The sequence below is a fragment of the Butyricimonas paravirosa genome (assembly GCF_032878955.1).
GTDB lineage: Bacteria > Bacteroidota > Bacteroidia > Bacteroidales > Marinifilaceae > Butyricimonas > Butyricimonas paravirosa.
The window spans coordinates 745,985-760,978 of sequence record NZ_CP043839.1 but is presented as its reverse complement, the minus strand read 5'-3'; the positions used below and the strand labels follow the sequence as shown (position 1 = coordinate 760,978).

Sequence of the window (14,994 nt, the reverse complement as noted above, 5' to 3'; positions counted from 1 at the left end):
ACGGTTCATATTTATTCTGTTATGCGCTGGCTTCCCCAGCTGATGTGTATTTTGCCTTCACTGTCCTGCGTGCGGATGAGCAGGCTGTCGATGACAGACATTGTGATGTCGAACTCCTCGAAGATTTCTGACTGTTCTTTGACCTCACCGGTCTTGATGAATTCGTTCAGACGCTCCTTGGTCAGTACCAGTGCCATCAGGTTCTGTTCGACCGAATCTTCGTAGGTGACGTAGTGGACATCCTTCATTTCTTTGGAATCGAGACGGATGAAACGGAAGTAGAACTGTTCCATACGGGGGATGTTCCACTGCAGGGATTCCAGTATCACGTCGTTGCAGGTAGGTATGTTCACGGAGCTGCTCAGGCTCTGCTGTGTGCATATCAGGATGCCGTTGATGGTGGAGTCGAATTCGGTCACGATGCTCTGCCGTTTCTTGAAGGCTACATCTCCCTTGACCACAAATACAGGTCTGTCGGGAAAATGTTCCCGGATATAGCTCTCGTAGAGGTCGAAGGCCGCCAATGTGGTACATCCGATGGCAACCTTACCCGGTATTGTCCTTATGAGCCTTTCAATATAGCGGGTCTTGGAAGGATAACTGTCACCGTAGTATCCCTCTATCAGGTGAGGTACCGAACAGGCTTTGATAAGCAGCTTGATCTGCCTCATGAGTCTCAGTCCTGCATCCTTTTTCGTGTCTCCCGTGCTGTTGTAGTACAGCTCACAGATGCGGCAGAATTCCTCGATGATGACACGGTATACCTCGTGTTCTCCTTCCGAGGGACGGACGGTATGTGTCCGTATCCGGTATTTCTCTCCTGCGAAGTCCCTGAATTTACGGGTGATGACCGTTTTGCCGATAAGTTCGGAGAGTTCGTCCTTGTTGTACACGTCCTGGTTCTGTTTCTCGATGCCGAATACAGTGGCTTTCCCCGGACAGTGGCAGGCACGGAAAAGGACATGCCCCCTGAAGGCGGGGAACGGTGTTCCGTAATCCGGGTTGTTCTCTTCCTCTATCTCGTGGTCCCTGTTTTCGTGGTAGACCTGCGGGCTCCAGCATATCATATTTACGGAGTTGTTGTAGAGTAGTTCGAACTGGCTGTACAGTTCCGCGATGTTGTTGCGGGTGGTTGTTCCCGTGTCGAGGATCTTGTACCTGAGCCTCCTGAATATGCACAGGATGTTTCTTGTACGCTGCGATGTGGGATTGGTGATTTCGTCCGACTCGTCGAAGACAAGGCACAGCTTGCCGGAAGTGCGTTTCACGAAACGCATCAGTCCTCTTTTCAGTTTCCGGAGCATGGAGGTGGAGACGACAAGGAATGTCCCTTCCGGTATGTTGTTGAGGTCGCCGGCGGTCTGTATTGTACGGAAGCGTTCCTTGTTTATGGTAAGGAACGGTATCCAGGTCATGTTGGTGGCGATGGCCGGGGCAAGTATGATGACGTTCTTTGCCTTTCTGAACTTGAGCAGGTATTTCGCCCTGTGATAGACGGCGGCGGTCTTGCCTGAACCCTGCTGCCAGTTCAGCAGGGCGTAGCGTTTCTGCAACACGAGGTTCAGGTCGTGTTTCTGCAAGTCCGTGAATTCGCAGACTTCACCGTCCTTGTTGATGAATGTGGTGCGGTCCAGGTATTCCTTCAGGCCGGCATCTTCCCGCATTTCCGCAAACTGGAGATTCTGGGTCTCGTATTGCCTCTGTTTGCGCCGTATCAGTTTACTGGCGGCACGGATCTGCCGCATGTTCTTTTCTGTGACGTTTTCCGGCATCGGGAGTTCGGCCCTTCCGAGTATGAGGTCGTTGATGCCTGCGGCCTTGTGCGTGACCTTGTCAAGCAGACGCGGGGCATATTGCTTCAGCTTGAAGCCGTAGGATGTCTTCACCAATGCCACTTCCTTGCGCGGCACCACGTTCTGCGAGGTGATGTACCTGCGGATGATGCCGAGAACCTTGCCGGTGGTCAGCTTCTTGCGTTCCCATTCCTTTATCTGTTCCCGGGTGGCATTTTCCGGCGGTTTCTGGTTGCGGAATTTGGACACCAGCGCCTCCGCCTTTTCGACATGCCTGTTCAGCACGGCATGGGCTTTCAGCTCGTACATGTATTTGGCGAGCCTGTACTCGAACTGTTCCAGCTCTTCTTTGTCTATATGGTTGCACTCCCGCATCAGCTGGAGGCGCAGCCGGTGTTTCATTTTCCGCACTTCGGCTATGCGTTTCTTCAGCTCATCCATGCTGACAAACTCTTCCGCGTTGTAGGGCTGCATTTCAATATGGAGGGAACGGCGGAGGAATACCATGATTTTTGTTGCGAAATTCTGTACGCCCACCGTAGAGAAGGCTGAATGTTCCAGCCTGGTCTGGCCGATGAAGGAGAAATTCGAGTTGATTTTCGCCACGCGTGTCTTTTCCCAGAACTCGTTCTGCATGAAGGAGAGAGGGACGATGACCATCAGGATTCCGGCAGGGTTGAGCACGTCATAGGCCTTGTCCATGTAGAATTCCTGCGACAGCCTGTAATCAAATTTCAGGTTGAAGGGCGGATTTCCGACAATGATGTCGAAACGCTGTTCGGGATTGTACAGCTGTATGTCGCATTTCTCGATATGAGCTTCCGGGTAGAGGTATCTGGCAACGGCCACCGCCTTGCCGTCAATGTCGAATCCGTAGGCATTGTGCAGGTTGGGCAGATGGTTGAAGAAGTTGCCCATGCCGCAGCACATGTCAAGTACCATTTCCGCCGATGTCGGAGAAAGGGTCTCCACCATGCTCCGGCATATGTCGTGCGGGGTGAAGAACTGTCCCATCTCGAATTCCTTCTTGGCCTCGGCGTATTCATGGTAGCTGGTGAAATCCGACTGCCTGAGGTTGTGCAGTCCTCCGATTCCCGTGTAGCAGTTGTAGATGCTTTCCTTCGGAACGAGGTCCTTGCCGGAGTCTATGGCGAAAAGGATTTTCTCGTTGATCTCGGCACGCCTGTCCTGGGGAATCTGTTGGGGTATGATGGCATACATGTCTTTTCTTTTTTAATGGTTGGAAACGAAGACACCCCGCAAGGATGTCTTACGGGGTGTCTGAATAAGTATTTCATGAATCACTCTTCTCTGAGTGTGATTTCATCCAGCCGCAGCCTTCTGTAGCAGTTCTCTGCGGCCTGGCTGTCCTTGAAGCGTACGTCGATGCGTCCGTTCTTGTAGAACTTGATCTGTTCTGCGTTGCTCAGGGTGAGGTTGTACCATTCGGTTATATCCACATCGCGTCTGTCAAGGCCGATGACCATACCGCTTGAACCGTTTATCACGTCATCTGCCCCGTATGCGATACCTTCGCAGAAAATGTCCACTTTCCTTCCGCAGTCATACGAGAACTCATATTCCCGGTGGTATTCCAGATGGATGCTGTCCCAGGACACGATGTCAGGGAAAGTTATCTTGTCCTTTTTCAGTTCGGGCTTCACCTTGCTCCAGCGGGAAGGCTGTACCGTTTTCAGGAAACGGGCCAGCAGTTCTTCCTCTGCGGTCTCACGGAAACTTTTTCCGCCGAGGTGTTCAATGACCATGTCCACGTAAGTCTGGTAGACCGGACGGAATCCCATGCGCATGGCCTTCTCGTCGATTACAGGAATGGGTACGTCTACATTGTAGGTCCTGTTGAAATAGGAAATGATGCGATTCGCGAAATTCGCGTTGGCATTGCAGTTGTTGTCCGCAAGCTCGTTGATGAGGTCAAACGGTTTGAATTCGTTGTGGGTATAGTCATCCTCCCCGCTGTTGTTGAAATAGAAATTCCGTATGGAGACCTTACCGTTATCCTCATACTTGAAGCTCTTGATTTCCCGGTACCGTTCCGCTTCTTCCTTGAAGATGGCATACCAACGGTCGATACGGTCAAGCGTCTTGTAGAGCTGGTCCTGCTGGAGCTGGCAATACTGCCTGTCCTGTTCTGTAATCTTGTCCTCGTTCCTTACTTGCACGTTCAGGATACCTGTGAGCAGGTCAGTGTGGCTGCCTGCTGTTCTTGTTGCTGTTGTCTGCATAACTGTATTGTTTTAGAGATTGTCAATTTCGGGTTTGATACGGTAACAGTAGGTGATGTGGCTGTCCATGTCCTTGACCAGCTTGACCTGTTCGGGATAAAAGTTGAGACGCCGTTCCACGGCCTGGACATCTATTTTGTCCCACTCGTGCTGCGGCAGGAACCGGTTCTCATGACGGAAACACCAGAGAACGATATGGTTTTCCTGGTTGCCCTTGAACACGGTCCCTTCATAGTCCTTCAGGAACTGTAGGAAGTCCTCTTCGGTCCTGAAAGCCTTGTCGAAGCCTTGGTACAGGTTACGTGCGTCCGGACCCGTGTTTTTTGTCAGATAATACTGTCTCCATGTCTCAGTGGTGAAATCGCCGTAGAGAGGGTCAGGTTCGGAATAGGACCATAACGGCACTTTTGCCGTGAATGCGACGGCACCGTTGGCGCACGCACCGCAGTTGCCCCAGTCTTGGAATATCCCTTCCGTCCATCTGACGAACTTCAACTGGAGGGGGTCAATATGGTGGAAGGATCCTCCGCTGACACTTAAACCGATACCGTCATACTCTTCCCATATGAAAGGGATATAGGGGATTTCACAGATGGAAATCAGTCCGTCCGTATTTTTGCGTTTCTCGATGAGGGCGTTGCCGTAATATTTCCCGTATCTGTCCACATAGATGAGTCTGTCACCGACCTGTGGAATCTTTTCAGAGCGTGTCCTTTCTATCAGTTCCACATAACCGTTGGCCATATCCACGTCCTGCTGTGTCAGCCGGTGTTCATGATCGTACAGAATGTTCAGTGGTTTGAGTGTTTCCACCGTGTACTTGTTCTTTGTTGCCTGTAACATAACATTTGATTTTTTGTTAGTCCGGCTTCTGGGGCCGGAGTTCCCATAACTACAGGCTTAAAAAGGTCGTGTTCCGTACATGCAAGGCTTCGGGAAAAAATACCGCAAGCCCTCCGGGGCGAGGATGATTTTTTCCACGAACCCGAAGGGCTTGGCCTTGCTTGTACGGGAAGAACACGAATTACCTTTGCCTGTGGTTATGGGGACTCGGCTACGGTATGCTTGTTTTTCCCGATATGTTTTTATTCCGTAAGATTGCAGCCGTTTATATGGCCTTTTCAGAAAGAAATGTTATCTTTGCAGGTGAGATAAAGAGTTATTTGAAAGCATGAGAAATATGGCGGTTCGGAACAGTCCGGCTTTTTCTTATCCATTGCCCGTTCTCGTGCGAGTTTTATCCAATCTGTTGATAGTCAAATAAAACCTACCTGATTACAACAAATATAGCCAATTTCTCGGAATATGCAGGGTGTAGAGCCTTATTTTTTGTTTCGATGAATTTCATGCCATTTTTCAAGGTAGTTTAAAAAGTGATATAAAAAAGGGGCTGTCCCAAAAGTCATTTTATATCAAAAAACTCCTCCGTCACTTCGTGCCACCTCCTCTATAAACAGAGGAGGTGCTGGTGACTCTTCCCGAAAACCGGGAGTATTTCAACTCTCCCTCTGTTTATAGAGGGAGTACCCCGAAGGGGGGAGGGAGTTAAAAAATGACTTTTGGGACAGCCCCAATAAATGAATAATATAGAACTATTTACTTTTCTGATTTTAAATAATCAACAGAAAGTAAAGATTTTTTATTTCTTTTTCGCCAACCGTTCGTCCAGCCACGTTTTCAGCTCGTGCTTGTCTTTCGCTTTTCCCACGATTTTTCCGTCCGGGTCGATCAGCATCAACGTGGGGAGATAGGGGATAGCATAGAGAGTGGCCACTTTCGCCGGGGTATGGGGGATAGGGAATTCATCTATGACTTGCAGCCAGGGAAGTTGATCTTCTTCCAGTGCTTTCAACCAGTCGTTTTTCCGGCTATCATTCGTGACTCCGAGTATTTCAACCCCTTTTTTATGGTATTCGGCGTAGAGTTTCTTCATTTCAGGGAAAGAGGCTCTGCAAGGACGACACCAAGAGGCCCAGAAATCCAGAATCACGTATTTGCCTCGCAAATCGGATAGGGATAATTTTGTCCCGTCGGGTGTTTCCAACGTGAAGTCCGGGGCCGGCATACCCGGTTGTACACGAATTCTTGCTGCAATTTCCTCTCTAACATCTTTAGCGAATGAACTGTTTTGTACTTTAGGAGATAAGGCCTTGAATACTTGTTCCAATTCAGCTAACTCCATGTCGTTCTGAAGGAAATTTAAATAGTATGCTACTGCTTCTATCGTGTCATTTTTCAGGATCAATTCTTTTTGTTGCTTCCGAACCTCATTGCTGAATTCTTCGGTTATTGCCTCGGTTTCTGCTTGATACTTGTAGAAGGCTTCTTTATCCTCACCATTATGGAGTTCATTCAATTTAGTTTGTACTTCTGCGTATTCCTTAAAGCGGGGTTCTTGCATCAATTTTTCCCGAACGTTACTGATTTCCTGGTATATTTTTTCGTTTAATGAACCTGTCACATTAACATTCGGAATACTCCGATACCCGTATTGGTCGAGAACATCAGCCCATTTTCCAGCGAGAGTGATTGTGTTGTTTTCTCCGATAAAACCACAAGATGCCGGTTTTTCCTTGTCCGGACAAACTTGGATGCTGACCCAAGAGGGGGCTTCTAATTTTCCCGTGAAAGTAAAGACACCGTTTTTCATTTTTACCGTGTCTCCGGTAGTGGGTTCTTCTCTTCCGACGGGGAGTGTCATGATTGCGATCCCGTTTCCGGCACCTTCAATGTTACCTTTGATTTGGTAACCTTCCGTGTTGGATTGACAGGCTAATGCGGTTAACCCGATCCATCCGATAAATGTCATTTTGTTCATTTTCCAAATATTTCAATTAGTTTTTGATCTAAGTTTTCTTGTGGCTCACCACCTCCGCCGTAACGACCGATGATGATTCCGTTTTTATCAATTAGAATTTTCGTGGGTAGCGTGTGAATACCGTACCATTCTCCAATATCTTCGCTTTTGTCATATCCTTCGGCTGTACGTTTTATACCGCTTAACACGTGACGGAAGTTCCCGATTCCATCTTCCTCGACTGCTTTTCGCCAAGCCTGTGGTTTCGTGTCGTCAGATGCGATACACACAATCTCGAATCCTTCGGGGGCATATTTCTTGTATAGCTCTTTGAGATGCGGATTCCCCTTGCGACACGGGATACACCAGCTTGCCCAGAAATCTAAGAGAATGTATTTTTTGCCTTTTAGCTCTTCAAGATTGAGCATTTTGTCGTTAATGTCTTTCCGGTTAAACATGGTTGCGGGACTTCCGGGAGAACCTTGTTTTAGTTTTTTTATCTCTTCTGCGATCTCTTTACCGGAGCGGCTGTTTTTCACTCGTTCTGTCCAATGATTGTAAGCGTTTTCAACTTGACCGACAGGTAACGACATCAACCGGAAACGCATGAGGTAAGGGGATAGATAAGAGTCGGGATGGGTTTTGATAAACTCATCTGTGATCACGTCCATACGCTCGTTATAAGGTTCAAATTGGTCTCGAATGGCTGCGGCCTTTTCATGGTCTTTTTCTGCTTTATAAGCTTCTGTAAGTGGTCGCATCTCTTCCCGGATTGGTGCTTGCTGACGATTTAGTTCTTGTTCTTCCTCGTTTGTTTTCGAACCGGAAAGCTTGAACTCTTTGAATTTTCCAACGACAATTTCCAATTGCATATCGGAGGCCTCGATCCAGAAGTCTGTGAGATTCGGGTCATCCATGTAGCGAACGGTTGAATCCAATCTTAATGACATATTTGTCGGTTCGGAAATCGTTCCTTCCAGTTGGAACTTTCCATTTTTTACCGGAACATTCTTTTGTACGTACTGTTCGTTATTGTCTGTATAACCAAATAGGAGATGGCCGGAGGTCATTCCTTTTATTTCTCCGCGTAGCGTGAATTTATTATTTTGTGCGTGGAGTATTGTCGTGCTTAGTAAGAGCACGACAATAAAAAACAGTGATTTCTTTAACATATGGCGAATTTTTAGATTTTACTATATCCCGGATTCTGATCCCCAATCGTGGGATTTTTTTCGAACTCGGCAGCTGGGATCGGGAGAATGATATAATTTTTCTCCCGGATGGCCGGTTTTACTTTTAGGATGACTTCCATGGGGAAACGAAGTAGCATGCTCCATTCGATTCCATCTTCAAACATGAGGTTTTTCACCGTCTCTTTGTAGATTTCATAAAGCAATTCATCCCGGTTTGTGATAGCATCAATTTTTGTAAAGTCCGTGATCCCGGCGTGTCCCATGACGGTTTTCAAAGGTTCCTTGGCGTCACCCAGGTCTTTTCCGGCACGAACCGTAGCCTCTGCTTTTAACAGGTACATTTCAGTTAGTCGAATAGCATAACATTCTTCGATTTTCTCACCGACGTATTTTGTTATGGCATAAATGGTATCCTCGGGACTCAGTAACCCAAGCATCCATTCTTCCCTGGGATCATCTTTCAATAAATTTTTGAACATGGGAGTTGCTTTGTATTGAGCCGAATTATTATATATATAGGTGTCATATCGGGTAACCTGATTCGGAAGAGGTTGAATACCTAACATGACTTCTTTACTCGTCAATCCTTTTGTTTGGAAAATATCCCGCACGTGTTCTTCAAGTTCGTAAGGACCATTTTCGATGATGTCGCTTGTGAGCGTGATCACTTCTTCATAATCCTCGGTATTTCCCCGTAAGATCAGAACTCTTGCTTTTAAGGCTTTGGCGATCCAGCGGTTGCTGTAAATATTCTTATTTTCCAACGGGGCATTTTTGATGCCTTCTTCTAAATCTTCCAAAATCAGTTTATACGTGTTTGCCACGTTATCTCTTGATTGTGCAATGTTCGTGGTCGTGACAAATTCATCACGTAATAAAGCCCCATACTCGCTTTTCGTATCGTAGAATTGAGTGAAATACCGGAGTAAGTGGTAATGTCCGTAAGCACGCATGATTTTGGCTTCTGCGATGATTTCTGCTTTCCGTTCTCCCTCAAACATAGAAGTAGGAAGGGGGTTCATTTGCTTGATAACCCCATTGGCTGCATTGATTAATTTGTAACTATAACTCCAAATGCCTTCAGCAGAACCGTCCGTTGCTTGAACTTCTGCATTTTCATCTAGAGACCCTCCGTAGGTTCGCGTGATATAACCGGAAAGATAAGCAGGAACAATTTCTTGGGAATAGCCCCATTGTGTACTAGGTGTACCTCGGTCGTCCCCACCTTCAGCGAAGCAGTAATATACCCCGTTTAATGCAACCTCTGCGCTTTTTTGATCCACGATTACATTTCCCTCTACTTTTGATTGAGTGGGTAAGGCATTCAGTTGGTCATCACAACTCATTTGTGAAAGAATACCCAAAAAGGACAATATATAAATAATGACTTGTTTCATGATTTTATTTTTAGGATTAGAAATTAATTCTTATTCCAAAGGTGTATGATTTCACCGTGGGATAGGTACTGACATCCCGTCCTCCACCGATAACACTAGTCGGATCGTCACTGACTTCCGGGTCGGGTCCGGGGTAAGAGGTAATGGTGAATACATTAGTTGCTGTTCCATACACAGATGCAGATTTAATCCGAACTTTCCGACAAATGCTTTCCGGTAGATTATAGCTTAATGATAAAGTCTTTAATTTGAAATAAGAAGCATCATATACGTTAAGACTACTTAGCATATAAGTTGTTCCCCACATACTTCTTGGACGATTAGACGAGGTATTGTCTTCACTATAATGATTCAATACGCGTGTTCCTCGATTAGCCAAACTTGACATTCCGGAATCACTGACGTCTTTCTGATAGATAAGGTCATTTCCATAAGAGAATGTGAATAAGGCTGTTAATGTGAGACGTTTCCAAGTGATGGTATTCGTGTAACCTCCAAAGAAATCTGGAGTTGCATGACCAATGACATCTTGTTTCCAGCTATTATCTTCATATACATAGGCGATATCTCCTAAGTTTAAATATGGACTGGAAGAAGACCAACGGGGGAAGGCTTCTTTGGCAGCTTCTAATTGTTCTTGAGTCTTTATGATTCCTGTTGCAACTCTTCCGTAAAGTAATCCTAGAGGTTCTCCCTCTTTTACGACACTTGTACCTAGGTTTAATGCATCGCGATCATTCGGGTCGGAGAACGGACCACCGTTTATATCCAAAACTTTCGATACATTGCGAGAAATATTTAAACTTCCTGTCCAGCGGAAATCTTTTTTACGAATAAAGTCACCATGTATGTCGAACTCTAATCCTTGATTTCGTATTTTGGCAATATTGAAAACGACGGTTGAATAAGAACTACTCGGAGCCGGAGTCATGTTAAGTAAAGTTCCGTCAGTAACCTTGTGGTAATATCCGAAAGTACCTCCTAAACGCCCGCGCATGAAAGAAAAATCTAAACCAAGGTCTTTTTGTACGGTAGATTCCCATTTGATTTTGTCGTTTCCGAGTTGGGTAGGAATCAACGCATTCTTGTCTCCGTAGGATACCGGGCTGTAAAGTGTGCGCCACATATGGTCTCCAATACTTTGTGTTCCGGTTTTTCCCATACTGGCTCGAACTTTGATTTCGTCAATCCATTCGACCATGTTCAAGAAGTTCTCTTCAGAAATTCTCCAAGCGATAGCCCCGGAAGGGAAGAACCCGTATTGATTGTCCGGTGCAAATTTTGAAGAGGCATCGGCACGTCCCGTGAAGGTGAATAGATAACGATCTTTCCACACGTAGTTAGCTCTAACATAGAATGACAGTAATGAAGTCCGACTTTCCGGATTAGAACCTTTTACATTAGCCGCGATGGAGGCGGAACTTAAATTGTTCAGGTAATCATCGTCCGGATAACCGCGTCCACTTGCCGAGAAGTAGTCTTTCCGGTGATCTTCCCATGAAGTTCCCGCCAGCACGTTCAATCTGTGGTTTTCGTTGAACTCTTTGTCGTAGGTTAACGTGTTCTCGAAGAAAACGTCAATTACAGTTGATTGTGCCTGTGTACCCATTCCTCCTTGAGAATCCTCCCGTCCATAGAATCCTCCGACTTCAACAAAACTCGGAACGTAATTTAACTGGTTATAATTATTATAATTGATTGAAACGGTACTCTTGAATTTGAAATCTTTCAAAAAGGTGACTTCTCCGGCCACGGAACCCATGAAAGAATACGTTTTTGCCCGGTTTGTTCCGGCTGCTACGGCCAATGGGTTTTGATATCCCCGGTAGTCATTGTTCAAGTCGCCGAGGGCGGCATAAGTTCCGTCTTCATTATACGGGGAGAAAGTTGGAGGTGCGGTAAGTGCTTGACCGTATATACCGTTAGTGATATTGTTTTTCGTGTACCCGAAATTTAAATTGGTATATAATCTGAAGTAATTCGAAACATCGGTATCCAAACTGATTTTTCCGGAGATTCTCATGAAGTCGGTTCCGATCAAAGTTCCGTCTTGTCCGGTATACGAGAGAGAGGTATAGTACCTTGAATTGGCTCCACCTCCGGCAACTGAAACGTCTACGTTCTGAGAAGTTCCTGTACGTAAAACCAAATCAAGCCAATCCGTGTCTGCATTTCCAAAGAAAGCCGGATCGTTTATGATGCGTTGCGCTTGCTCAACCTGGCTACCCGTCATCGGTTTACCTGCATCTTCTCGTGCCGTAAGGAATCTTTGGGCCGCGTCCTTCAGTGCTGATTTATATTGCTCTGCATTCAAGACTTTTTCTTTGATCGGGTTCGTAAAGCCAATATAGTAATTTAGATTTAATTGAGGTTTCGTGTCTTTTCGTCCTTTTTTGGTGGTGATGATCACGACTCCATTGGCGGCTTTCGATCCGTAAATAGCCGTTGCTGATGCATCTTTTAAGATGTCGATGCTTTCGATATCCGCTATATTCAAACCCGATAGATTATTCAAACCGCGAGAGAAGGCTCCTTCCACGCTATTGTTGAAGTCATCCCCGTAGTTGGCAGCCTCCAACGGGTTGGTAATATCCGATTGTCCGTTGATGTAATTGTCTGAAACCACGGTTGGAATCCCGTCAATCACGTATAGCGGGTCATTCGTTCCCAACAACGATGCACCACCGCGAATACGGATACGAACTGCACCACCGGGGGAACCGTCTGCCTTTACCACGGAAACACCTGATGCTTTTCCGGCCAACGCGTCGTCCACGCTGATGAACGGTACATCCCTGATTTCTCTTGTTTTTACGGATGAAACAGATCCCGTGAAGTCTTTCTGTTTGGTGGTTCCATATCCCACGACAACCACCTCGTCAACTGCTTTCACATTTTCCCGTAAAACCACGTCGATGGTATCTTTACCCGTGTAAGTAATTTCTTGTGTCTGCATCCCGACGAACGAGAATACAAGTGTAAAGTTTTGACCGATATTGTTCGGGATAGAGAGTGTGTATGTGCCATTCACGTCAGTGGCAGCACCGAATTCTGTACCTTTTACCTGAATGGTCACTCCGGGTAAGCCTTGTTTTTGCTCGTCCCGCACTTTACCCGTGATTCGAATTGCTTTCACTTGTTGCGCTGTTTGGCTTTTTAATTTCGGAGAGATGATGATCACATCGTCTTCAATCGTGTAAGCCAATTTAGAACCGGATAAAAAGATTTGAAGAACTTCTTCGATCGTGGCATTTTTCACTTCAATTTGTTTCGCCGGTAATTGTCTGATTTCTTCGTGATTGTAAAGAAACCGATAATGGGTGAGTTCTTTTAATTGTTGGATTACCATTTCTGCCGGAATCCGGTCAACTTTGAAATTAATCCTTTCTGTTTGGGCTCTTCCCTCTGCAAATGATGCGAGGGTGAATCCCATGATCATGATAAATGTTAGTTTCATGATTCTGTAACCTTTTGACAACACTTTTCCTGTTAAGTGACAAGTGTTTCTGTTTTTTTTCATAACTTTGTCATTTAGTAATTCAACTTCGTTTGAGTTCCGCCGGAGTAGGGGTCGAAGTCTTCTCCGGCTATTTTATTGTTTTAGAATTTTATTCCGGTGTGATCGTGATTGTTTTCCCGTTGATCGAGAATGATATATTTGTCGTTAATTCAATCATGCGTAATACTTTGTCAATCTTTTCGTATCGGTCAATTTCCCCGCTAAAATGTAATTCTCTTGCTCGGGTTCCGACAAAGAAAATATTCACGTCATACCAACGTCCCAGTTGAGCCATAATGTCTTCCAGTCTCTCGTTGGCAAAGAGAAAACGTCCGTGACGCCACACGCTTTGTTGGCGGGCATCTACTTTTAAAATTTTCACGTCCTTCGAGGGGTTTAATATTGCTTGTTCGTTTGGGGTTAACCGGTATTCTTTGTCATCAACAAATAAACCGATAGAACCGCTTTCGAGCGTTGTCTTTTGGAACGAGTCGTCCGAGTAAGCTTTCACGTTGAAGGTTGTCCCGTAAACCCGGATGGTTGACTGGGATGTTTTCACGAAGAAAGGTGTTTGATCGTCGTGTTGTACCTCAAAATAAGCCTCTCCTTCCAGTTCAACTTCTCGTTTGTCACCGGAGAAAGAGGTCGGATATTTTAGACGGGAGTCAGCATTTAACCAGATTTTCGTGCCATCGGCCAGTACGAGAGAGAATTCTCCACCCTTGGGAACCACCAGGGTGTTTATTGTCGAGGCTCCGGTAACTGCGGAATGTTTTAATTCGTTATGAGCTACGACAACGGATGAATCCTGAGTTAACACGGCTTGCATATTTTCCTTGATTTCGATCACCTTATTGTCCCCGGTGTATAAAGTTGCCCTGAAACTTCCAGCCTGAATTTGAGCCGTGTGAACAGGAATAGGGGAGGTATTTTCGGGATAGAACCAGTAAGAGCCGATGGCGAGCAATAAGGCTATCGTGGCAGCTATACCTATAACCCGATAACGAATGATCCGTGTATGACGGTTTCGGGTTGCTTGCCATTTTTTCCAGCTTCCTTCAATGTCGGAATTTAAACGGTTATATTGTTCTAGCTTGTTTTCTATGTTTTGTTTGGATAAAACTTCCCGTACGATTTTCTCGTCTTCCTCTCGAGGCGAGTTTCCCGTATTTTCCTCACTCTTGTTCTTTCCCGTGAGGTACTGCCCGATTCGAAGGGCCTGTTTTATCGTTTCTTCAATTTGTCTCTTCATTTTTATTTCCTATTTTCATATAAGAAACACGCTCGTTAAGGTTTGGATGGAGACAAAAAGTGATTTTTTTTATAAAAAAATGAATACACTCTAAATTTTGCTCGTGTAAATATTGGAATTCAGTGTATTATGAAATGTGTTTTTTGAGTAAAAAAGCGTGGCAGGCTGAAAATATAAAAGAGAAGGTCCCGGTAATAGATCACTTTAACCCGTTTTTCTGGAGTAACTCCTCGATTTCTTTCTTGCTGATGGAGGTGCGTTCGGATTTGTCGTAAATATAAAGAAGATTGAGCGTGGCGTCTTGCGCGGACAGGATAACCGTGAACGAGATTACCCGTGCGCCGCCACTTTTGCCTTTTCCTTTGGAAGTAATCTTCATGCGAATTTTGCGAAGACCACCGCCGAGATCTGTTCCTAGTTGTGGGTTTTGGCTTAACTCTTCGAGTAATTTATTATAATCCCCGGCAAATGAAGCATAGTGTTTTAATAGTCTTTTGGCTTCCTTGTCAAAAGATTCCGAAGTTTCTATGTTATAGTTCATCGTATAATTCTCGAAGTAATTCTGTTGCAGGTCTTGTTCTTTTAGCTTTTACGTCTTTTAGGCCAGCATCTATCCCCGCCAGAATTTCTTCCTTGCTGATCGTATCTTCTTCCTGCTTTGGTGCTTTTTTCTTTAACTTGTCGAGCAGGCGTTTCACCTCGTCTAGCACGTTACGACTATTCGTCGTCAGTATTTCCCGTGCTAACTCGGCCTTGTAAGCTTCTAGTTCCATGCTTGTCATTGTCTATACTCCTTTCTTTTATTATAATCAAAGGTAGT

Annotated in this window: 10 protein-coding genes; all 10 read right to left on the bottom strand. The window is 45.5% G+C overall.

The window, feature by feature from the left end; genetic code table 11:
• Positions 1–11 precede the first annotated feature (11 nt).
• The 10 genes from F1644_RS03265 to F1644_RS03220 all read right to left on the bottom strand — a co-directional run bounded on the left by F1644_RS03265 (position 12) and on the right by F1644_RS03220 (position 14,947).
• Positions 12–3,014: an N-6 DNA methylase gene (locus F1644_RS03265; RefSeq protein ID WP_118686911.1), complete on the bottom strand. Its 3,003-nt coding sequence runs from the start codon at positions 3,012–3,014 to the stop codon at positions 12–14.
• An 80-nt stretch (positions 3,015–3,094) separates the two neighbouring features.
• The gene (locus F1644_RS03260; protein ID WP_072544855.1) at positions 3,095–4,036 is read right to left on the bottom strand and encodes a hypothetical protein; all 942 of its coding nucleotides are present in this window, start codon (positions 4,034–4,036) and stop codon (positions 3,095–3,097) included.
• A gap of 12 nt (positions 4,037–4,048) precedes the next feature.
• The gene (locus F1644_RS03255) at positions 4,049–4,879 is read right to left on the bottom strand and encodes a DUF4121 family protein (protein ID WP_118686912.1); all 831 of its coding nucleotides are present in this window, start codon (positions 4,877–4,879) and stop codon (positions 4,049–4,051) included.
• Between the two features lie 796 nt (positions 4,880–5,675).
• Positions 5,676–6,854 (bottom strand): TlpA disulfide reductase family protein, encoded by a 1,179-nt coding sequence (locus F1644_RS03250; RefSeq protein WP_118302068.1) that lies wholly within the window; start codon positions 6,852–6,854, stop codon positions 5,676–5,678.
• Positions 6,851–8,005 carry a TlpA disulfide reductase family protein gene (locus F1644_RS03245; protein ID WP_118302069.1) on the bottom strand — a complete coding sequence of 385 codons (1,155 nt, stop codon included), beginning with the start codon at positions 8,003–8,005 and terminating at the stop codon, positions 6,851–6,853. The genes F1644_RS03250 and F1644_RS03245 overlap by 4 nt, the downstream gene beginning before the upstream one ends.
• An 11-nt stretch (positions 8,006–8,016) precedes the next feature.
• Entirely contained in the window at positions 8,017–9,423 is a 1,407-nt protein-coding gene (locus tag F1644_RS03240) for a RagB/SusD family nutrient uptake outer membrane protein (protein ID WP_118302070.1), read from the bottom strand.
• Positions 9,424–9,439: 16 nt separating this feature from the next.
• Positions 9,440–12,943: a TonB-dependent receptor gene (locus F1644_RS03235; protein WP_118302071.1), complete on the bottom strand. Its 3,504-nt coding sequence runs from the start codon at positions 12,941–12,943 to the stop codon at positions 9,440–9,442.
• 88 nt (positions 12,944–13,031) lie between these two features.
• Positions 13,032–14,174, bottom strand: a complete 1,143-nt coding sequence (locus F1644_RS03230; RefSeq protein WP_118302072.1) for a FecR family protein — start codon at positions 14,172–14,174, stop codon at positions 13,032–13,034.
• A gap of 199 nt (positions 14,175–14,373) precedes the next feature.
• Positions 14,374–14,715, bottom strand: coding sequence for a type II toxin-antitoxin system RelE/ParE family toxin (locus F1644_RS03225; protein WP_118302073.1), 342 nt, complete (start codon positions 14,713–14,715; stop codon positions 14,374–14,376).
• Positions 14,705–14,947: a hypothetical protein gene (locus tag F1644_RS03220; protein ID WP_308424616.1), complete on the bottom strand. Its 243-nt coding sequence runs from the start codon at positions 14,945–14,947 to the stop codon at positions 14,705–14,707. The genes F1644_RS03225 and F1644_RS03220 overlap by 11 nt, the downstream gene beginning before the upstream one ends.
• Positions 14,948–14,994 lie beyond the last annotated feature (47 nt).

What these genes read in the sequence shown, in the direction of transcription:
- F1644_RS03265 (WP_118686911.1), bottom strand. Translation starts at nt 3,014, where the DNA reads ATGTATGCCATCATACCCCAACAGATTCCCCAGGACAGGCGTGCCGAG.
- F1644_RS03260 (WP_072544855.1), bottom strand. Translation starts at nt 4,036, where the DNA reads ATGCAGACAACAGCAACAAGAACAGCAGGCAGCCACACTGACCTGCTC.
- F1644_RS03255 (WP_118686912.1), bottom strand. Translation starts at nt 4,879, where the DNA reads ATGTTACAGGCAACAAAGAACAAGTACACGGTGGAAACACTCAAACCA.
- F1644_RS03250 (WP_118302068.1), bottom strand. Translation starts at nt 6,854, where the DNA reads ATGAACAAAATGACATTTATCGGATGGATCGGGTTAACCGCATTAGCC.
- F1644_RS03245 (WP_118302069.1), bottom strand. Translation starts at nt 8,005, where the DNA reads ATGTTAAAGAAATCACTGTTTTTTATTGTCGTGCTCTTACTAAGCACG.
- F1644_RS03240 (WP_118302070.1), bottom strand. Translation starts at nt 9,423, where the DNA reads ATGAAACAAGTCATTATTTATATATTGTCCTTTTTGGGTATTCTTTCA.
- F1644_RS03235 (WP_118302071.1), bottom strand. Translation starts at nt 12,943, where the DNA reads ATGAAAAAAAACAGAAACACTTGTCACTTAACAGGAAAAGTGTTGTCA.
- F1644_RS03230 (WP_118302072.1), bottom strand. Translation starts at nt 14,174, where the DNA reads ATGAAGAGACAAATTGAAGAAACGATAAAACAGGCCCTTCGAATCGGG.
- F1644_RS03225 (WP_118302073.1), bottom strand. Translation starts at nt 14,715, where the DNA reads ATGAACTATAACATAGAAACTTCGGAATCTTTTGACAAGGAAGCCAAA.
- F1644_RS03220 (WP_308424616.1), bottom strand. Translation starts at nt 14,947, where the DNA reads ATGGAACTAGAAGCTTACAAGGCCGAGTTAGCACGGGAAATACTGACG.